We start from the raw sequence: 18,347 nt of genomic DNA on the forward strand, positions 1-18,347 counted from the left end.
ACGTGGTCCCCCGACCCCGTGGTGGGTCCCCCGACCCGTTGGTTCCCCCCGGAACCGCTCCCCCGTGTTACCTGTTTCCCTTTACTTCCCCCCAGACCTTCAGGCGACAAGCTCCCCGAAGGACTCCTCCTCGTCACGTCCGAAGCTGAGGACCTCGTCCTCACGCATCCGGCGGAGCGACCGCCAGATGCTCGACTTCACCGTGCCGACACTGATGTCGAGGATCTCCGCGATCTCCGGGTCCGTGCGGCCCTCGTAGTAACGAAGGACCAGCATGGTGCGCTGGAGTTCGGGCAGCCGGGCGAGCGCCTGCCACAGCACGGCGCGCAGCTCGGTGCCGCGCATCGCGTCCGTGTCACCGGCGGTCTCCGGCAGTTCCTCGGTCGGGTACTCGTTCAGCTTGCGGCGGCGCCACGCGCTGATGTGCAGATTGGTCATGGTGCGGCGGAGGTAGCCCCCGACCGCGGCCTTGTCGCTGATCCGGTCCCAGGCCTTGTACGTCGAGAACAGCGCGCTCTGCAGCAGGTCCTCGGCCTCGAAGCGGTCACCGGTCAGGTGGTAGGCGGTTGCGTACAGGGAGGCCCGGCGCTCCTGGACGTAGGCGGTGAACTCCGCCTCCGACACCGAGCGCCGTTCCCCCGTGCCCTCCCCGTACGCGGCTCCCCCGTGAGCCTGTCCCCCCGCGTCAACCACCGTCATGTACCCGGTGTGCTGACGCCCGGTGCCGCGAGCGCACCCCCGCCCGCTCACGGCACCGGACTTCTCCGTGTTCCGGGAGACTGTGACGTCGTGCAGACGCGTGACTACTGCGCTAGTGCTGGTGCTGTGCAGCGTGTTCATCTCGCGCCCCCCGTCGTGGAATCCCGGTTCTTCGGTTCGTTCCGCCGTGCTGTCTTGCTTGTGTCGAAAAGCTTGCCCGGGCCACTTCATGACGGTGTCCGCCGACTGTCACAGACCTGTCACAGGGCCCGCCCGCAGGCACGTCACGGCAGGGTCACAGCGCGATCACAGAGAAGAGCGGTACGACTACTCGGATGACCACTTGGGGGCTCGCGCGGGACCTCCGCGTGTGCCGGAGATGAGTGGGAGCGCTCCAACGGTCGATACACCACCGTTCGATGGGCCAGAATGACGTCCGTGCCTTCCCTGTTGCTGATCGAAGACGACGACGCCATTCGTACGGCCCTGGAGCTGTCGCTGACGCGCCAGGGGCACCGTGTGGCCACAGCTGCCACCGGCGAGGACGGTCTGAAGCTGCTGCGTGAGCAGCGGCCCGACCTGATCGTGCTGGACGTCATGCTGCCCGGCATCGACGGATTCGAGGTGTGCCGGCGCATCCGGCGCACCGACCAGCTGCCGATCATCCTGCTGACCGCGCGCAGCGACGACATCGACGTGGTGGTGGGCCTGGAGTCCGGCGCCGACGACTATGTGGTCAAACCCGTGCAGGGGCGGGTGCTCGACGCCCGGATCCGGGCCGTGCTGCGGCGTGGTGAGCGCGAGGCGAACGACTCGGCGTCGTTCGGCTCCCTCGTCATCGACCGCGCCGCCATGACGGTCACCAAGAACGGCGAGGACCTGCAACTGACGCCCACCGAGCTGCGCTTGCTCCTGGAGCTGAGCCGCAGGCCCGGACAGGCGCTGTCCCGCCAGCAGTTGCTGCGCCTGGTCTGGGAGCACGACTACCTCGGCGACTCGCGTCTGGTGGACGCCTGTGTGCAGCGGCTGCGCGCGAAGGTGGAGGACGTACCCTCCTCCCCCACTCTCATCCGCACGGTGCGCGGAGTCGGCTACCGGCTGGACAATCCTCAGTGACCAAACCGCAGGACAAGCTCCGCGGCTGGGCGGCGGCGCGCAAGGCGATACTGTCCGGCCTGCGCTTCACCAGTCTGCGGCTGCGCCTGGTGGTGGTGTTCGGGCTCGTCGCGCTCACGGCCGCCGTGTCGGCGTCGGGCATCGCGTACTGGCTCAACCGCGAGGCCGTCCTGACGCGTACGCAGGACGCGGTGCTGCGTGACTTCCAGCAGGAGATGAACAACCGCGCGAGCATGCTGCCGGTGCACCCCGCTCAGGACGAACTCCAGCGCACAGCGGGGCAGATGTCGGCGAGCAGCCAGCGCTTCAGCGTGCTCCTGGTCGCCGAGGCCGCGGACGGCAAGCAGATCACCGGTAACTCCGCCCTGGACACCTTCACGCTGGAGGACGTACCCAAGTCCCTCCAGACGGCGGTGAACAAGAAGCAGCCGCTCTCCTCGAACAACAAGTCCGCGTACCACCTGTACTGGCAGCGGGTCACCGACGACGACAAGCCGTACCTCGTGGGCGGCGCGAAGGTCATCGGCGGCAGCACGACCGGCTACATGCTCAAGTCCCTCGAACCCGAGGCGAAGGATCTCAACTCCCTTGCCTGGTCCCTGGGTATCGCGACCGGTCTGGCCCTGATCGGCTCCGCGCTGCTGGCCCAGGCCGCCGCGACCACGGTCCTCAAGCCGGTGCACCGCCTCGGTATCGCCGCCCGCCGCCTCGGCGAGGGCAAACTCGACACCCGCCTGCGGGTGTCCGGCACGGACGAACTCGCCGACCTCTCCCGTACGTTCAACCACACGGCCGAGGCACTCGAGAAACGCGTCGCCGACATGAGCTCCCGTGACGAGGCCTCCCGCCGCTTCGTGGCGGACATGTCCCACGAGCTCCGTACGCCCCTCACCGCGATCACCGCCGTCACGGAGATCCTGGAAGAGGAACTGGACGCGGAGACCGGCAGCGTCGACCCGATGATCGAACCGGCCGTACGGCTCGTCGTCAGCGAGACCCGCCGGCTGAACGACCTCGTCGAGAACCTCATGGAGGTCACCCGCTTCGACGCGGGTACCGCCCGGCTCGTCCTGGACGACGTGGACATCGCCGACCAGATCACCGCGTGCATCGACGCGCGCGCCTGGCTGGACGCGGTGGACCTGGACGCCGAGCGGGGTGTCATGGTGCGCCTGGACCCGCGCCGCCTGGACGTGATCCTGGCGAACCTGATCGGCAACGCGCTCAAGCACGGCGGCTCGCCGGTACGCGTCTCGGTGCGCAAGGAGGCCGACGCGCTGCTGATCGAGGTCCAGGACCACGGTCCGGGCATCCCCGAGGACGTGCTGCCGCACGTCTTCGACCGCTTCTACAAGGCGAGCGCCTCCCGCCCCCGCTCCGAGGGCAGCGGCCTGGGCCTGTCCATCGCCCTGGAGAACGCGCACATCCACGGCGGCGAGATCACCGCGGCGAACGCGCCCAAGGGCGGCGCCGTCTTCACGCTCCGCCTCCCGCAGGACGCGCCGGTGCTGCTCGCCGACGACCCGCGCGACCGGAACGGCGACGACGGCGACGAGCACGAGAACGGGAACGGCACGGAGGCGACCGCCGGATGACGACCGTAAGACGCCGCTCCGTCCGCTCCTGGGCGGCCGTCGGCCTGCTGGCCGCGCTGCTCGCGGGCTGCGGCATCCGCTCCACCCAGGTGCCCACGGACTTCGGCCCCGCGCCCTCCCTGGTCCCCTGTGCCCTGTCCGGGGACATCTCCACGCAGACCTCCGGGGGTGTCCCGGTCCAGGTCTTCCTGCTCTGCTCCGCGCAGCTCGTCACGGTCGACAGGGCCGTCACCATCCCGGCCGGCACGGAGGAGGCCGCGCGGCGCGTCCTGGTGGCCCAGGGGCTGCTCGACGAGCTCGCCGAGACGCCGTCCACGGCCGAGCGGCAGGCCGGTTACGCCACGGACGTACGCGGCGGCATGACGGTGAGCGGTCCGCACGCCAAGGACCCCGAGGACGCCCTCCGGCTGAGCACCCCGCCGAGCGACCTCACCCGCTTCGCCCTCGCCCAGATCGTCTGCACCTTCGCCGACTCCGCCGCCGCCCAGGACGACGGCTCGGTCATCCTCGGCGGCCCCGCCGCCGGCCCCCTCAACCGCTACGAGTGCACACCCGAGGTCCGCTCCAGCCCGGGCACGGAGTCCCTGGCTTCGACAGCCGTCGAGGGCACCTGAGGATTAGGGCCTGTCCGGCGGATCAGGCCGGAGACGCGGGGCGTGGCACGCCAATCTGCGGCGTTGTCGTCGGTTGCCGACGCTCCGCGTCGTCGCCCTCCTCCGCCTTGCAGCTCGACGCACCACGCCCCGCTCACCTGCGTCAAATGAGGCACCGCCGATTTCCTCCGACCTGACCCGCCGGACAGGCCCTAGCCCGCTCCACTCGTACAGCTGTACGCGTGGAGCGTGTCGTGTGGCGCATGCCTCACCCCTCAGCCCCAACCTCCCCACCAACCCGGAACCGATCGCGCCGAACCCCGCGTCTTGGGGAACGTGCAGCGTGAAGGCTCAGGCGGCGGCAGTGCCGCGATCCGTGTCCGTGTGGCAGGAGGTGTCCTCCTCCTCGCGCACCTCGCCCTCGTCGCCTGGATCACCCTGCGCCCCCTGGACGTCCCCTGGGTGAGCGCCGCCAACCTGCGGCCCTTCGCCGGTATCAGGGCGGATCTCGCGCTGGGACCCCGGGAAGCGGCCCGCCGCATCGGCGAGGGCCTGGTCCTGCTGGCCCCGCTGGGCGTCCTGCTCCCGATGGCGGGCGGCAGGCTCGCCGCCTCCCCGCTCGGCTCCCTCGTCCGTACGATCGCCGCGGGCGCCCTGCTCTCGCTGGGCATCGAGCTGCTGCAGACCGGTGTCCCGGGCCAGGTGGTGGACGTCGACTCGCTGCTGCTCAACACCGTCGGTGTCGCCCTGGCCCACCTCGCGATCGTGCCCGCCACCCGGGCCGGGTTCCGCCGCCGGGCGGAGAAGCGACGACGCGCCGCCCTCCGCCCGGAGGACGCGGCTCAGGGTCGGACCCCGACGATTCCCAGGGTCGGGATCGCACCGTAGAGCGACGCTTCGCCCGCTTCGTCTCCGTAGCTTTGAAGGCACAGAGACACGGTCACCGAGGCGAACAAGTCGCCTGACCGACGGTTCGCGAAGGAGCCCCGAATGAGCGCCATTGCCCGCCCGACCAACGGCCGCATGATCGGCGGAGTGTGCGCAGCGCTGGCACAGCGCTTCGGCACCTCCGCGACCACGATGCGCGTGATCTTCGTCCTGTCGTGTCTGCTCCCGGGCCCGCAGTTCCTGCTCTACATAGCGCTGTGGATCCTGTTCCCCTCGGAGGACAAGGCCCGCACCACGGCCTGGTGACCACGGCCGCACGACGGAACGCCGGTGGGGCGCACCCGACTTGGGTGCGCCCCACCGGCGTTCGTCCGTGCAAGCGGCCTCAGCCGAGCGGCAGACCGTTCACCGGCAGTCCGTGGGTGGGCAGGCCCTGCACCGGCAGACCGCCGAGCAGACCGGCCACCGGAGCGGTCGGCCCGTCGGCGAGCACCTTCGCCACGGCGGGCTGGGCCGCGGCCACGCCCGCGCCGAGCGCGCCCTGCCCCTGGGCGATCGCCTCGCCCGCACCGGGGAGCGCCTTGGTCACGTTCTCCGCGGGCAGCGTCGAGGTGACCGTGTCCAGCGCCGAGGAGGCGTCCGGCACGGCCGGCGCGGCACTCGCGGCACCCGCGCCCGCGGCGGCGAAGGCGGCACCGAGAGCGGCGACACCGAGGGTCTTGGCAGCAGACTGCTTCATTTTGAATGCGTCCTTGGATACGTGAGACGGGGATGTGAGCGGTCCAAGACCGTAAACACGTAAAGCGGCCCTCTGCAAACATCGAAAAGCGGCCGAGTCATGGAGAACAAGTGAAGACCCGACCGCTTCCCGCCACGCCCAATCAGCCCTCATCCTCCACAGAACCGCTGGTGGAAGCGGTCTGCTCGAACAGCCAGGCGGATTTCAGCTCGGCATAACCAGGCTTGATCACGTCATTGATCATGGCCAGTCGTTCATCGAAAGGAATGAATGCTGACTTCATAGCATTGACGGAGAACCATTGCATGTCGTCGAGCGAATAACCGAACGCCTCGACAAGGTGCTCGAATTCCCGGCTCATGCTGGTACCGGACATGAGCCGATTATCCGTATTCACCGTGGCCCGGAAATGCAGCCGCCGGAGCAGCCCGATCGGGTGGGCGGCGTACGAGTCGGCGGCACCGGTCTGGAGGTTGGAGCTGGGGCACAGCTCAAGGGGGATGCGCTTGTCACGGACGTACGAGGCGAGCCGTCCGAGCTGCACGGTGCCGTCCTCGTGGACCTTGATGTCGTCGATGATCCGCACCCCGTGCCCGAGCCGGTCGGCGCCGCACCACTGCAGCGCCTGCCAGATCGAGGGCAGCCCGAAGGCCTCGCCGGCGTGGATGGTGAAGTGGTTGTTCTCGCGCTTGAGGTACTCGAACGCGTCGAGGTGCCGGGTGGGCGGGAACCCGGCCTCGGCGCCTGCGATGTCGAAGCCGACGACACCCAGATCCCGGTAGCGGTTGGCGAGTTCGGCGATCTCCAGGGCGCGGGCGGCGTGCCGCATGGCGGTGAGCAGGGCGCCCACGCGGATGCGGTGGCCGTTCTCCCGGGCCAGCCGCTCGCCTTCCCGGAAGCCCTCGTTGACCGCCTCGACGACCTCTTCGAGGCTGAGCCCGCCCTCCAGGTGCTGCTCGGGCGCATAGCGCACCTCGGCGTACACGACGCCGTCCTCGGCGAGGTCCTCGGCGCACTCGGCCGCGACCCGGACGAGCGCGTCGCGGGTCTGCATGACGGCGCAGGTGTGGGCGAAGGTCTCCAGGTACCGCTCGAGGGAACCGGAGTCGGCGGCTTCGCGGAACCAGATGCCGAGCTTGTCGGGGTCGGTCTCGGGGAGACCTGAATAGCCCGTGTCACGGGCTAGTTCGACGATCGTCCCGGGGCGCAGGCCCCCGTCGAGATGATCGTGCAGCAGGACCTTGGGCGCCCGGCGGATCTGCTCCGAGCTCGGGGTGTTCGGGATCTGGCTCGTCATTTTCGCACTCTAGTCCCTACGCGCGTAGATCTCCTGTCGGGCAGATCCGTCGATACGTAACGGTGACCCTGCGGACGGGTGGCGTACACCGCCGCTTCTGAGACTGTTCTGTCATGGCACACCAAGCGACGCCGGTTCGCAGAGCCCGGCTGGGGAGGGCGCTCGGCTCGGAGCCGACGGCGGTCAGCGGGGTCGTCCTGCTGCTCCCGGGTGGCGAGGAGATCTCCGCCCGCAGACCGTCCTCGATGCTGGCGGCTGCCTCCGTCCACACGCTGGGGCGCCGGTTGACCCGCGCGGGACGCACGGAGGGCCTGGTCACGCATGTGGTGCACTACCGGGTCCGGGGCTGGAACGGCCCCGAGGCGGAGCTGGCGGCCGACGCGTCCTGGGCCGCCGACGAGGTCGTACGCCGTTACGGAGACGTCCCCGTGTGCCTGGCCGGCGTCGACATGGGAGGCCGTGCGGCGCTGCACGCGGGCGGCCACAGCGCCGTCAACTCCGTTCTCGCGCTTGCCCCTTGGCTGCCCGAGGAGGACGTGGCGGCACCACCCGAACCGGTGAAGCAGCTGGCCGGGCGACGCGTACTGATCGTGCACGGCACGAACGACGAGCGCACCGACCCGGAACTGTCCTTCCGTCTGGCGGCGCGCGCGAAGAAGGCCAACCGCGACATCTGCCGCTTCGAGGTCCACTCCGACGGGCACGCACTGCAGCAGCACCGGAGCGAAGTCCTTGCTCTCGCCGAGGACTTCGTCCTGGGCGCGCTGTTCGGGCGCTCCTTCTCACGCCCGGTCGAGGACGCGTTCGCCGCGCCTCCGCCACTGGGGCTGAGGATGCCGCTCGCGGCGGGCTTCGGGCAGTCGCTGCGGCGGTAGCCGCCAACTCCCCCGCGCACAACAGGTCACCCCTCTCACAGGACCCCCTTGCGCACCTTTACTGAAAATGATTATCGTCTTTACGTGCCCATGGGGGGCATGTACATGACTCAGGGGGGTCTATTTTGCGTACCCGCAAGCGCCTGCTGACCGTTGCCGGTGTCGCCGCCGCCGCTCTCGCCGCGGCCGGTCTCAACACGTCGGCCTTCGCCGCGACAACGCTGTCGTCCGGCCACGTCGACGTACTCGACTCGGAGTGGGACGGCAGCGCCCTGCACCTGCACGTGCACGACGAGGTGACCGACACCGAGTACGAGCCGGCCGATGTGACCCTGGCCGTCCCGGCGGCGGCGAAGGTCACCAACCCGGGCTACGGCTTCCTCGGCACCGGCACCCAGGTGTGGCTGCTGCCCGACACGGAGGCCGAGGCCACCGCGGCCGGCGTGCTCTTCGCCGGCGTCTCCACCGAGCACCTCACCACCGGCACCTTCACCGGAAACACCGTCACCTACACCCTGGTGAGCGCGACCCGCAACGGCGCGACCACCGAGGACTTCAGTGTCTACAGCGACGCCTCGGGCTCGGTGAACCGCTACTTCGACAGCGGCAGCACCGCCAACCGCTCCGAGTCGTTCACCGTCGGCGCCCACAACCACCCCAACTGGGCCTTCGAGGAGGCGGGCACCTACCAGGTCACCTTCACCGTGAGCGGCACGGTCGGCGGCGGCACGGTCACCTCCGAGCAGCAGACCCTCACCTTCGTCGTGTCGGGCTGATCCGGGCCGATGAGTAAAGGACACACCTACGCCGCCGCGGTGATCACCGCGGCGGCGGTACTCACCGGCGCGGCGGGGCTCGTGGCGGGCGGCACCCCGCCCGCCCGGGCCGCGTCCGGCGCCGTCGTCCTCGACGAGGGGGCGGTCGATCTCACGCCCCGGCTCGTCGACGGCGAACTCCAGCTACAGATCGACGACCGGACGACGGACACCGAGGTGGTCCGCGAGCCGTCCGAGGTCGTCTGGCACGTCGTACCCGAGGCGAAGTCGTTCGTCGAGGGCCCGCTCCAGGGGCCGTTGGGCAGTCTGATGGACGCCTGGTACCTCAACGGCTGGGAGGCGGACCAGATCTTCGCCCTGGAACCCGGCTGGAACGGCACGGAGGCCGGGTCCGACACCGAGGTGACGCTCACCGGCTTCGAGGGCCCGGGCGGCTTCGCCCTCTACGACTGGCTGGAGGACGACTCCTACAACGACATCCCGCCGGACGTACACCTCGCCTCCGACCCTGCCGCGAACACCTCCTACACGCTGGGCAAGAACACCGAACACGCAGTCCCCACCTGGGCGTTCGGCACCGAAGGCGTCTACCGGCTCACCCTGCGGGCAAGCACCCCCCTCGCCGACGGCACCGTCTCCAGCGACACCGAGACCCTCGCGGTCGCGGTCGGGAACGTGGACCCGACGGCCGTACTACCGGGCGACGGATCGTCACCGACGGCCGACCCCAGCCCTACAGGGACCAGCACGCCCACCGGCTCCGGCCCTCATGTCATCGACGACGGGCACCTGGACCTCGCCGCCCGGCCCGTCGACGGCGGATTGCAGTTCCAGATCAAGGAGGGCACGGCGTACGACTACGAGTGGTACGAGCCCGACGAGGTCGTGCTGCATGTCGTCCCAGCCGCGAAGAAGAAGATCACCAGCGACACGGCCTTCCTCGGCGCGGAGGGCGACCCCGTCTGGTGGCTGCCGCTCGCCCAGGTCTCGGGCATCCTCTGGCCGGGCTGGAACACCGAGGAGTGGGAACCGTCCGCGCTCGACGGCCAAGTCACCTACCGGGTGGACTCGTTGCAGGGCCCGGGCACCATGGCCGTCTTCTCGGGCGGCTCGCTCAGCGGCTGGGACCTCTGGATCAACAGCGGCGACGGGCTGCCCGACAGCTTCCATCACAGCGTCGACGCGCACTCCCACTCGTACTGGGCCTTCACCCAAGAAGGCGTCTACCGCACGAAGTTCACCGTGAGCGCGACCCTCGCCGACGGGACGGAGGTCAGCGACACGGCGACCATCGCGTGGGTGGTGGGCGACGACGTCGATCCGTCGACGATGACGCCGGGGGCGGGGAGCGAGGCCACGGCGACGCCCACGGTCGGTGCGTCCGGCTCCGAATCGCCGTCGGGGAGGGCGAGTTCGAGCCCCGGCGCCGCCCAGAGCGCGGAGCCGTCCGCTTCACCATCGGGTCCCACGTCCGCAGCGCCGTCCAGCGGCCGTACGCCGGCCACGGCCACCGGCGCTCTCGCCTCCACCGGCTCCGGTGTCCTCGTGCCGCTCGGCGCGTCCGTCGCCGCGCTGATCGTCGGGGGCGGGGCCGTGTGGGCCGTACGGAGAAGGAGGGTTCAGCGGTGAGGGGACGCGCGGTCACGGCGGTCCTCGTGGGCGTACTGCTCGCCGGGTGCGCCGCACCCCAACAGGGCTCGGACACCCCCGAGTTGAAGGTGTCGACGACCACCGCGATCATCGCCGACCTGGTGCGCCAGGTCGGCGGTGACCGGGTCGACGTCACCTCGATCGTGCCGCAGCACGGCGACCCGCACTCCTACGAACCGAGCCCCGGCGACGCGGCGAAGGTCGCGCGGGCCGACCTGGTCTTCAGCAACGGGCTGCTGCTCGAAGAGCCGGGGATCACCAAGATGGTCCACAGCAACGCCCGGCAGGACGCGCCCAAGGTCGGGATCAGCGAGAAGCTGGAGGAGTACGGCGGCACGGTCATCAAGCTGGAGGAGGACCTCGGGCTCGATGTGCTGTGGCTTGGCTGGGCGGTCGAGGGCGATCTCGGCGGCGCAGGTGACCAAATGCGGATCAGCGCAACGGACTTGGAGGGTCCGGGCGACCTGCACGTCTATCTCACCGACACCCTCGGCAGCCCCCGGAGCTACGTCGACTCCACCGACGGCTTCGACGAGGACGACTCCTTCGAGCTGCCCGCCGAGGCGCACACCCACGTCAACTGGGCCTTCACCGAGCCGGGTACGTACCGGCTGACCGTCGAGGGCTCGGGTGCCGGCAGCGGCACGCTGACCTTCTCGGTCGGCGGCGCGGCTCCCGCAGGGGGTTCGGTTCTCGACGGCGGGCACGCGGACGTCGCCTTCGACGCCGAGCGGCACAAGGTGTCCGTACGCTCCGACGACCCCGACACCGGGAAGCGGACGTACCACGCGACCGGCGACGTCACGCTCAATGTGCCGGACAGAGCGAAGGAGGAAGTGCCCGAGGAGGGCGCGTACGGCTTCCTGGGCGCGCCCGGAGCCGACCTGTGGGTGCTGCCGCAGGCCGTCATCGGCAAGCACGTGCACGGCGATCTGGACCCGCACGCGTGGGAGGACGTCGCCAACGCGGAGGCCTATGTGCGCCGCATCGAGGCCGAGTTGGTCAAGGCGGACCCGGCCGGGAGGGCGGCGTACGAGAAGAACGCCTCCGCCTATCTCAAGACGCTCGGCGCGCTCGACCAGGAGGTCGCGGACACGCTCGCGACGATCCCCGAGGAGAACCGCAGGCTCATCACCACGCATGACGCCTTCGGCTATCTCGCGAAGGCGTACGGCATGGAGGTCGCGGGCTTCGTCGTCCCCGTGCCGAACCAGGAGCCGAGCGCCGCCGAGGTCGAGGAACTCGGCGACACCATCCGGGAGAAGAACGTCCCGGCGGTCTTCCTCGAACCGAACCTCGCGGCCCGCGCCGACGTGCTGCGCCGGGTCGCCGAGGACGAGGGCGTACGCGTCTGCACGATCTACGGCGACTCGTTCGACGACAAGGTCCACGACTACGTGGCGATGATGCGGCACAACGCGACCGAGCTCGCGAAGTGCCTTGAGGGAGAGGCACGTTGATGCGCGGCGGCAGGGTTGGTACGGCAGTGGCGGTGGCGCTGGCCGCCACACTGACGGTGGGCGGGGGTGCGGCCCTCGCGGCGGACGACAGCGCGGACACCGGGGTTCCCGTGGTGGAGGTGGACGACTCCCATCGGGTCGTCGTGTCCGGGGGTGGCGAGGACTTCGCGGGCTCGCGCGTGTGGGAGGTGACGGCGGACGAGACCGGCTGGGGCCGGGACGGGTGGGGCCGGGACGGGTGGTCGCTGAGCGGGGCCGAGGGGCCGGGCGCGGTGACCTCGGAGGGTCAAGAGGGCGACGCGCGTTGGGCGTTCGCGGCTGCGGGGACGTACGCGCTGGTCTTCCGTACGGGTGAGGCGACCGAGGCGCGGTATCAGGTGCTTGTCGGGGATGCGGCGATCGAGGAGGCGGAGACCGAGGCCGAGCCGGATGCGACGCCTTCGGTAGCCGTCGGGGCTCCTTCCGCCGAGGCGACCGAGACGCCCGCCGTCTCGATGTTCGCCGCCCAGCAGCTGCCCCAACTCGCCGCCGAGAAGGTCCAGTCCGCCGCCGATGAAGTCCGGTCCACCGCCGAGGACGACGTGACCGTAGTCTCCACGAAGGCGACCCTCGACGAGGGGCACATCGACATCGCCGCCCGGGTCGTGGACGGCAGGATGCAGATCCACGTCAAGGACGGAACCGTCGCCGGGAAGACCACCTGGCGCGAACCCTCGTCCCTCGTACTGCACGTCAAGCCGGCCGCCAGGAAGACCGTCCCCGAGAGCGACGACTTCGCGTTCCTCGGCAAGGCGGGCGACCCGGTGTGGCTGCTCGACCAGGTGCAGCAGGACGGGCTGCTGTGGCCCGGCTGGTCGACCGAGAACATCGCGGCGGGGGCGACCGAGGGCGAGGTGAGGTTCTCGCTCGACAAGGCCGACGGGCCGGGGGACTTCGCGCTCTACACCTACGACGGGCTGTCGGGCGCCGATGTGCTCTTCGACAGCGCGGACGGCGTGCCGGACTCCTTCGACGTCGCCCTGAACACCCACGCGCACGGCGGCTGGGCCTTCCGGAAGGAGGGGACCTACCGGTTGACGTTCACCATGTCCGGGCAGCTGGCGGACGGGACGAAGGTGAGCGACACGGAGACGCTCGCGTTCGTGGTCGGGGACGGCACCGATCCGTCGGAGGTGAGCGGTGGGGACGGTTCGTCGGACTCCGCCGAGGACACGAATACGAACTCCGGGAGTTCGGGGACGTCCGAGGACGCGGCCACCGGGAGCACCGACGCTTCCGGTTCCATGGCCCACACCGGCGCGGACGACACCGTCCTCCTCGGATCCATGGCCGCCGGTCTGGCGGTGGCGGGCGCCGGTGCCGTCTGGGCCGTACGACGTCGCCGTACGGGTGAGGAGGCGTGAGCGGCACCCGGCTCACGGTCGACTCGGCGTCCGTCGTCCTCGGCGGGCGCCCGGCCCTGCGGGACGCTTCGCTGACCGTCGACGGCGGCGAGCTGGTCGGGCTCATCGGGCCCAACGGGGCAGGAAAAACCACCCTGTTGAGGGCGGTCCTCGGTCTTGTCCCGCTCGCCTCGGGAGCCGTCCGGGCCGAGTCGTCGCCCATCGGGTACGTGCCCCAACGGCACGAGTTCGCCTGGGACTTCCCCATCGACATCGCGGGGGCCGTGCTGACGGGACGTACGCGCTCCATCGGCTGGCTGCGGGCGCCGCGGGCCGCGGACCGGGCGGCCGTCGCACGGGCCCTGGAGCTGACCGGGCTCACGGGGCTCCGCCGCCGGCCCATCGGCGAACTGTCGGGCGGGCAGCGGCAGCGGGTGCTCGTGGCGCGCGCACTCGCCGCCGAGCCCGAACTCCTGCTCCTTGACGAGCCGTTCACCGGAGTCGACGTACCCACGCAACACCTGCTCAACGACCTCTTCGGACAACTCACCCGCGAACAGGGCAAGGCGCTGCTGATGACGACCCACGACCTGGCGGCCGCCGCCCGCACCTGTGACCGGGTGGTGCTGATCAACGGGACGGTCGTCGCGGAAGGCGGGCCGGAGCTTCTCACGGACCCGGAGCAGATGCTGCGGGCGTTCGGACTCGACCGGGCGATGGCGGGCAAGGGAGTGATCGCGTGATCGAGTTTCTGCTCGACCCCTGGGAACTCCCCTTCATGCAGCGGGCGTTCGCCGTCGCCGCCGTCGTCGGGCTGGTCTGCGGGGTCGTCGGGGTGTACGTCGTGCTGCGCGGGATGGCGTTCATCGGGGACGCGGTGGCGCACTCGGCGTTCCCCGGCGTGGCACTCGCCTACACCTTCGAGGGGAACCTGCTGATCGGCGGGGCGGCCGCCGGGATCACCACCGCCGTACTGATCGCGTTCGTGTCGCAGAACCGGCGGCTGAAGGAGGACACCGTCATCGGGGTGTTCTTCGCCTTCGCGTTCGGGCTCGGGATCGTGCTCGTGTCGACGCGGGACAGCTGGACGACCGACCTGTCGTCGTTCCTGTTCGGGCAGGTGCTCGCGGTGTCGGCGTCCGACGTGTGGACGGTGGCCGGGATCGGGGCGGTGCTGGTCGCCGTCGTGCTCGCGCTGCGCAAGGAGCTGGTGGCCGTCAGCCTGGACCGGGAAACCGCCCGCGCGGCGGGGCTGCCGGTCTTCCGCCTCGATCTCACCCTGTACGTCGTCGTCACCGCGACGATCGTGATGTCGCTGGAGGCCGTCGGGAACGTACTCGTCCTGGCGCTGCTCATCACGCCCGCGGCGACCGCCCGGATGCTGACGGACCGGTTGTGGGTGATGACCATGCTCGCGTCCGGGATCGGCTGCGCGGGCAGTGTGGCCGGGCTCTATGTGTCGTACGCCTATGACCTCGCGGCGGGTGGTTCGGTGGTCGTCGTGCTGACCGGCGTCTTCATCGTCACCTGGTGTCTGGCGCCGCGGCACGGGCTGCTGACGCGGGCCCTGCGGCAGCGAGTCACTCCGGCAGCAAGTGCCCCCGCCGCGACAGCAGGAACTTCTTGAAGGCAGCGACGGGCGGGGTGTCCGGGTGGCCGTCGAGCCAGGCGACGCCGATCTCACGTACCGCGCGCGGAGCGGTGACGGTCAGTTCGACAACTCCCGGGCGGGCGAAGGCCGGTGGAGGGAGCAATGCCACCCCGAGCCCTGCGGCGACGAGTCCTCGTAGCGTCTCCGCCTCCTCGCCCTCGAAGGCGACCTTCGGCCGGAAGCCCGCCTCCTGGCAGACGGCGTCGGTGATACGGCGCAGGCCGTAGCCGGGTTCGAGGGTCACGAAGGTCTCGTCGGCGGCCTCGGCGAGGCGGATGCGTTTGCGGGCGGCGAGGCGGTGGTCGGCGGGGACGACGAGCCGGAGCTTCTGCTCGTCGAGGCGGCGGGCCACCAGGTCGGGCGCGTCCGGCACGGGCGAGGTGAGGCACAGGTCCAGCTCGCCGGAGCGCAGCCGTTCCAGCATCGCCTCGCCATAGGTCTGGACGAGGCTGAAGCGGACGCGGGGGTGGTCGGCGCGGAAGGCGCGGATGAGCCCGGGGACCGTTTCCGAGCCCATGGTGTGCAGAAAGCCGAAGGCGACCTTGCCGGTTGCCGGGTCGGCGTCCGCGCGCACCTCGTCGGCGGCGCGTTCGATCTCGGCGAGGGCCCGTTCGACGGAGCCGAGGAACGTACGCCCTGCCGGGGTGAGCGAGACCGTCCGTCCCCTTCTCGCGAACAGGTCGACGCCCAGGTCCTGTTCGAGCCGGACCATGGCCCGCGACAGGGTCGACTGCGGCACGCCCATCTCGTGCGCGGCCCTCGTGACGTGCTCGGTGCGGGCCACTCCGGCGAAGTACGCGAGGCGCGGAGCGAGCAGCCTCGACATGTCCGCGCTGCCTTCTGTGTCACTGGACGGTGACAGGTGCGCCTCTGACCTCTGCTCATGCATCACGGGAACGATTATGGCGTTTCTGTGCATTGGACGGATGAGCGGCGGGTCTTTAGGTTCGAAGCATGCCTTCTGCCAGTACCGGGGCGTCCACGACCGTGGGCGCCGCGACCACCGTTTCCGCTCGTGCCGTCCCGACCGACTCCCGTATGGCCCCGGGCGGGCCCGGTTACCGCCGGATGAGCTTCGCCCTCTTCCTCGCGGGCGTCGCGACCTTCGCGCTGCTGTACTCCACGCAGGCGCTGCTCCCCCTCATCTCGCACGACTTCACGGTGAGTGCGAGTCAGGCGAGCTGGACGGTGTCGGCCGCGACGGGCGCGCTTGCGCTGTTCGTCCTCCCCATGAGTGCGCTGTCGGAGCGGTTCGGGCGTCGTACGTTGATGACGGCTTCCCTGGTGGTGGCCGTGACAGTCGGCCTCCTTGTCCCCTTCGCCCCGTCGATCGGCGCGCTGATCGCGCTGCGGGCCGTACAGGGTGCCGCGCTCGCGGGGCTGCCGGCCTCGGCGACCGCGTATCTGGCCGAGGAAGTCCGCCCCAAGGCGCTGATCACCGCGATCGGTCTGTTCGTGGCGGGCAACAGCGTCGGCGGCATGAGCGGACGGGTCATCACCGGCTGGGTCGCACAGGAGTGGGGCTGGCGGGTCGCCGTCGGCGTGATCGGCCTGATCGCGGTGGCGTGCGCGGTGGCGTTCCGGCTGCTGCTGCCCGCTCCGCGGCACTTCGCGCCGGGCTCGCTGCGGCCGCGGGTGCTGGTCCGTACCGTCCGTGACCACCTCTCGAACCCGCTGCTGTGCCGGCTGTACGCGATCGGCGCGCTGTTCATGACGGTGTTCGGCGGGGTCTACACGGTGATCGGGTACCGGCTCACCGAGGCGCCTTTCTCCCTCCCCCAGGGCATCATCGGCTCGATCTTCCTGGTGTACCTGGTGGGTACGGTGTCGGCGTCCACGGCGGGGAGGCTGGTCGGCCGCCTGGGCCGCCGGGGCTCCCTCTACCTGGCGGGCGGCACGACGGCCGCGGGTCTGCTGGTGTCCCTCGCCGACTCGCTGCCGCTCATCCTGCTCGGCCTCGTCCTGATCACCGCGGGGTTCTTCGCGGGGCATGCGGTGGCGTCGTCCTCGGTGAGTCACACGGCGACGCGGGGGCGGGCGCAGGCCTCCGCTCTGTACCAGTCCGCGTACTACGTCGGCTCCAGCGCCGGCAGCACGCTCGGCGCGGTCGCGTTCCACGCGGGTGGCTGGGCGGGCACGGTCTCCCTCGGCCTGCTCGCCGTGCTCGGAGTCGTCGCGATCACGGTGCTCGGATCGCACGCGGCGCGGGCGCGGGCGCGGCGGGGGCCGGTCTTGGCGCACTGACGTTTTTTCGCCCCCTCCGCCCCTGCCCGTCCCTTGTTCCTGGGGCTCCGCCCCAGACCCCGCTCCTCAAACGCCGGAGGGGCTGAAATTCTTCAGCCCCTCCGGCGTTTGAGGACGAGCGCGTCAGCGCGATGCGGGGGTCTGGGGGCGGCAGCCCCCAGGAAGCAAGGGACGGGCAGGGGCGGAGGGGGCGAACAAAACCGCCCACCCCCTGACCTGCACCTTTCCCCACTCCGGGGGCCATTGTCAGTGGCCTGCGGTAGCTTCCGAAGTGCGGCGCGAAGACGCGACGGAAGCAGCCACAGGGGTGGGTTGGCTATGAGCGACGGCACGGCGACGACAACAGACCTGGACGTCCGGCTGGAGAAGCACCGGGTCGAGCTGACCGGGTACTGCTACCGAATGCTCGGCTCCTCCTTCGAGGCCGAGGACGCGGTGCAGGACACGATGGTCCGAGCCTGGCGCAGCTACGACAAGTTCGAGGGCCGCTCCTCGATGCGCTCCTGGCTGTACCGCATCGCGACGAACGTATGCCTGGACATGCTGAACGCGGGCAACAAGAGGGCACGCCCCATGGACCTGTCGGCACCCTCACCGCTGGCACAGGCGGCGCTCAACCCCCTCCCTGACCACACCTGGCTGGAACCGATGCCGACCGCCCGCGTCCTGCCCGAGGTCACCGACCCGGCCGAGGCCGCGGTGGCGAAGGAGTCGGTGCGGCTCGCCTTCATGGCCGCCCTGCAGCAACTGCCGCCCAAGCAGCGGGCGGTGCTGATCCTGCGCGAGGTCCTCGCGTGGAAGGCGAGCGAGGTCGCCGAGCTGCTCGGCACGACGGTCGCCTCGGTCAACAGCGCGCTGCAGCGGGCCCGCGCGACCCTCGCGGAGAGCGACGGAGCGGGAGCGGACGCCGCCACCTCCGACCCGCTCGACGAGGAGCAGCAGAAGCTCCTGGAGCGCTATGTCGCCGCGTTCGAGGGGTACGACATGACGGCGCTGACGGCGCTGCTCCACGAGGACGCGATCATGACGATGCCGCCGTTCGACCTGTGGCTGGTCGGCACGGACGACATCACCGGCTTCATGACGACGCTGGGCGCCGGCTGCGCGGGCTCGCGCCTGGTGCCGGTGGAGGTCAACGGCCTCCCGGGCTTCGCGCACTACAAGCCGGATCCGGAGGAGGGCGGCTTCTCGCCCTGGGCCGTGCAGGTCCTGGAGATCTCAAAGGGGCGGATCACCGGGTTCCACTGCTTCCTGGACACCGCCCGCTGGTTCCCGCTCTTCGGCCTCCCCCTCCGACTCGAAGGCGTCGAGGGCGTCGAGGGTGTCGAAGGCCTCGAAGCGGAGACCGACCAGGTCGAGTAGGGCGCGAAGGGCCGGGTCCG

The 18,347-nt window shown here is 70.5% G+C and carries 18 protein-coding genes; 14 read left to right on the forward strand and 4 right to left on the reverse strand.

Annotated features, from left to right (window positions below):
• Nucleotides 1-99 precede the first annotated feature (99 nt).
• On the reverse strand, nucleotides 100-840 hold the full coding sequence (locus OG266_RS16260) for a SigE family RNA polymerase sigma factor (protein ID WP_266455371.1): 741 nt from the start codon (nucleotides 838-840) through the stop codon (nucleotides 100-102).
• Nucleotides 841-1,137: 297 nt separating this feature from the next.
• Between OG266_RS16260 and afsQ1 the strand changes: the two genes are divergently transcribed.
• The 5 genes from afsQ1 to OG266_RS16285 all read left to right on the forward strand — a co-directional run bounded on the left by afsQ1 (nucleotide 1,138) and on the right by OG266_RS16285 (nucleotide 5,197).
• Nucleotides 1,138-1,815 carry a two-component system response regulator AfsQ1 gene (afsQ1, locus tag OG266_RS16265; protein WP_037625670.1) on the forward strand — a complete coding sequence of 226 codons (678 nt, stop codon included), beginning with the start codon at nucleotides 1,138-1,140 and terminating at the stop codon, nucleotides 1,813-1,815.
• Nucleotides 1,812-3,410, forward strand: coding sequence for an ATP-binding protein (locus OG266_RS16270; protein WP_371546416.1), 1,599 nt, complete (start codon nucleotides 1,812-1,814; stop codon nucleotides 3,408-3,410). Before afsQ1 ends, OG266_RS16270 begins: the two co-directional genes overlap by 4 nt.
• A complete protein-coding gene (locus OG266_RS16275; RefSeq protein WP_371546418.1) occupies nucleotides 3,407-4,024 on the forward strand; it encodes a hypothetical protein in 618 nt (205 codons plus the stop codon). Before OG266_RS16270 ends, OG266_RS16275 begins: the two co-directional genes overlap by 4 nt.
• A 315-nt stretch (nucleotides 4,025-4,339) precedes the next feature.
• Nucleotides 4,340-4,891, forward strand: a complete 552-nt coding sequence (locus tag OG266_RS16280) for a VanZ family protein (protein WP_266455383.1) — start codon at nucleotides 4,340-4,342, stop codon at nucleotides 4,889-4,891.
• A gap of 102 nt (nucleotides 4,892-4,993) precedes the next feature.
• Nucleotides 4,994-5,197, forward strand: coding sequence for a PspC domain-containing protein (locus tag OG266_RS16285; RefSeq protein ID WP_266455385.1), 204 nt, complete (start codon nucleotides 4,994-4,996; stop codon nucleotides 5,195-5,197).
• Nucleotides 5,198-5,276: 79 nt separating this feature from the next.
• On the opposite strand, the gene OG266_RS16290 is transcribed toward OG266_RS16285, so the two are convergent.
• The gene (locus tag OG266_RS16290; protein ID WP_371546420.1) at nucleotides 5,277-5,630 is read right to left on the reverse strand and encodes an ATP-binding protein; all 354 of its coding nucleotides are present in this window, start codon (nucleotides 5,628-5,630) and stop codon (nucleotides 5,277-5,279) included.
• A 142-nt stretch (nucleotides 5,631-5,772) separates the two neighbouring features.
• Nucleotides 5,773-6,927: an adenosine deaminase gene (locus tag OG266_RS16295; RefSeq protein WP_371546422.1), complete on the reverse strand. Its 1,155-nt coding sequence runs from the start codon at nucleotides 6,925-6,927 to the stop codon at nucleotides 5,773-5,775.
• A gap of 113 nt (nucleotides 6,928-7,040) precedes the next feature.
• Here OG266_RS16295 and OG266_RS16300 point away from each other — a divergent pair, with 113 nt between their 5' ends.
• The 7 genes from OG266_RS16300 to OG266_RS16330 all read left to right on the forward strand — a co-directional run bounded on the left by OG266_RS16300 (nucleotide 7,041) and on the right by OG266_RS16330 (nucleotide 14,697).
• The gene (locus OG266_RS16300; protein ID WP_371546423.1) at nucleotides 7,041-7,802 is read left to right on the forward strand and encodes an alpha/beta hydrolase; all 762 of its coding nucleotides are present in this window, start codon (nucleotides 7,041-7,043) and stop codon (nucleotides 7,800-7,802) included.
• A gap of 125 nt (nucleotides 7,803-7,927) precedes the next feature.
• Nucleotides 7,928-8,578: a choice-of-anchor M domain-containing protein gene (locus OG266_RS16305; RefSeq protein ID WP_266455393.1), complete on the forward strand. Its 651-nt coding sequence runs from the start codon at nucleotides 7,928-7,930 to the stop codon at nucleotides 8,576-8,578.
• Between the two features lie 9 nt (nucleotides 8,579-8,587).
• Complete coding sequence (locus OG266_RS16310; RefSeq protein ID WP_371546425.1) at nucleotides 8,588-10,207, forward strand: choice-of-anchor M domain-containing protein; 1,620 nt, start codon at nucleotides 8,588-8,590, stop codon at nucleotides 10,205-10,207.
• Entirely contained in the window at nucleotides 10,204-11,688 is a 1,485-nt protein-coding gene (locus tag OG266_RS16315; protein ID WP_371546427.1) for an anchored repeat ABC transporter, substrate-binding protein, read from the forward strand. Before OG266_RS16310 ends, OG266_RS16315 begins: the two co-directional genes overlap by 4 nt.
• Nucleotides 11,688-13,091 carry a TIGR03773 family transporter-associated surface protein gene (locus OG266_RS16320; RefSeq protein WP_371546429.1) on the forward strand — a complete coding sequence of 468 codons (1,404 nt, stop codon included), beginning with the start codon at nucleotides 11,688-11,690 and terminating at the stop codon, nucleotides 13,089-13,091. The genes OG266_RS16315 and OG266_RS16320 overlap by 1 nt, the downstream gene beginning before the upstream one ends.
• On the forward strand, nucleotides 13,088-13,813 hold the full coding sequence (locus tag OG266_RS16325) for an anchored repeat-type ABC transporter ATP-binding subunit (RefSeq protein ID WP_371546431.1): 726 nt from the start codon (nucleotides 13,088-13,090) through the stop codon (nucleotides 13,811-13,813). Before OG266_RS16320 ends, OG266_RS16325 begins: the two co-directional genes overlap by 4 nt.
• Entirely contained in the window at nucleotides 13,810-14,697 is an 888-nt protein-coding gene (locus OG266_RS16330; protein ID WP_371546432.1) for an anchored repeat-type ABC transporter permease subunit, read from the forward strand. The genes OG266_RS16325 and OG266_RS16330 overlap by 4 nt, the downstream gene beginning before the upstream one ends.
• Here the strand turns inward: OG266_RS16330 and OG266_RS16335 are convergent.
• Nucleotides 14,651-15,610, reverse strand: a complete 960-nt coding sequence (locus tag OG266_RS16335) for a LysR substrate-binding domain-containing protein (RefSeq protein WP_371546434.1) — start codon at nucleotides 15,608-15,610, stop codon at nucleotides 14,651-14,653. The genes OG266_RS16330 and OG266_RS16335 overlap by 47 nt on opposite strands.
• Nucleotides 15,611-15,675: 65 nt before the next feature.
• Between OG266_RS16335 and OG266_RS16340 the strand changes: the two genes are divergently transcribed.
• Together OG266_RS16340 and OG266_RS16345 are read left to right on the forward strand one after the other, a co-directional pair.
• Entirely contained in the window at nucleotides 15,676-16,965 is a 1,290-nt protein-coding gene (locus OG266_RS16340; RefSeq protein ID WP_371546436.1) for an MFS transporter, read from the forward strand.
• Between the two features lie 318 nt (nucleotides 16,966-17,283).
• On the forward strand, nucleotides 17,284-18,327 hold the full coding sequence (locus OG266_RS16345; RefSeq protein WP_371546438.1) for a sigma-70 family RNA polymerase sigma factor: 1,044 nt from the start codon (nucleotides 17,284-17,286) through the stop codon (nucleotides 18,325-18,327).
• Nucleotides 18,328-18,347: the final 20 nt, after the last annotated feature.

Origin of the sequence: Streptomyces sp. NBC_00554, from assembly GCF_041431135.1 — a bacterium.
In the GTDB taxonomy this organism is placed as follows: domain Bacteria; phylum Actinomycetota; class Actinomycetes; order Streptomycetales; family Streptomycetaceae; genus Streptomyces.

What these genes read in the sequence shown, in the direction of transcription:
- OG266_RS16260 (WP_266455371.1), bottom strand. Translation starts at nt 840, where the DNA reads ATGAACACGCTGCACAGCACCAGCACTAGCGCAGTAGTCACGCGTCTG.
- OG266_RS16275 (WP_371546418.1), top strand. Translation starts at nt 3,407, where the DNA reads ATGACGACCGTAAGACGCCGCTCCGTCCGCTCCTGGGCGGCCGTCGGC.
- OG266_RS16285 (WP_266455385.1), top strand. Translation starts at nt 4,994, where the DNA reads ATGAGCGCCATTGCCCGCCCGACCAACGGCCGCATGATCGGCGGAGTG.
- OG266_RS16290 (WP_371546420.1), bottom strand. Translation starts at nt 5,630, where the DNA reads ATGAAGCAGTCTGCTGCCAAGACCCTCGGTGTCGCCGCTCTCGGTGCC.
- OG266_RS16295 (WP_371546422.1), bottom strand. Translation starts at nt 6,927, where the DNA reads ATGACGAGCCAGATCCCGAACACCCCGAGCTCGGAGCAGATCCGCCGG.
- OG266_RS16300 (WP_371546423.1), top strand. Translation starts at nt 7,041, where the DNA reads ATGGCACACCAAGCGACGCCGGTTCGCAGAGCCCGGCTGGGGAGGGCG.
- OG266_RS16310 (WP_371546425.1), top strand. Translation starts at nt 8,588, where the DNA reads ATGAGTAAAGGACACACCTACGCCGCCGCGGTGATCACCGCGGCGGCG.
- OG266_RS16320 (WP_371546429.1), top strand. Translation starts at nt 11,688, where the DNA reads ATGCGCGGCGGCAGGGTTGGTACGGCAGTGGCGGTGGCGCTGGCCGCC.
- OG266_RS16335 (WP_371546434.1), bottom strand. Translation starts at nt 15,610, where the DNA reads ATGCATGAGCAGAGGTCAGAGGCGCACCTGTCACCGTCCAGTGACACA.
- OG266_RS16340 (WP_371546436.1), top strand. Translation starts at nt 15,676, where the DNA reads ATGCCTTCTGCCAGTACCGGGGCGTCCACGACCGTGGGCGCCGCGACC.
- OG266_RS16345 (WP_371546438.1), top strand. Translation starts at nt 17,284, where the DNA reads ATGAGCGACGGCACGGCGACGACAACAGACCTGGACGTCCGGCTGGAG.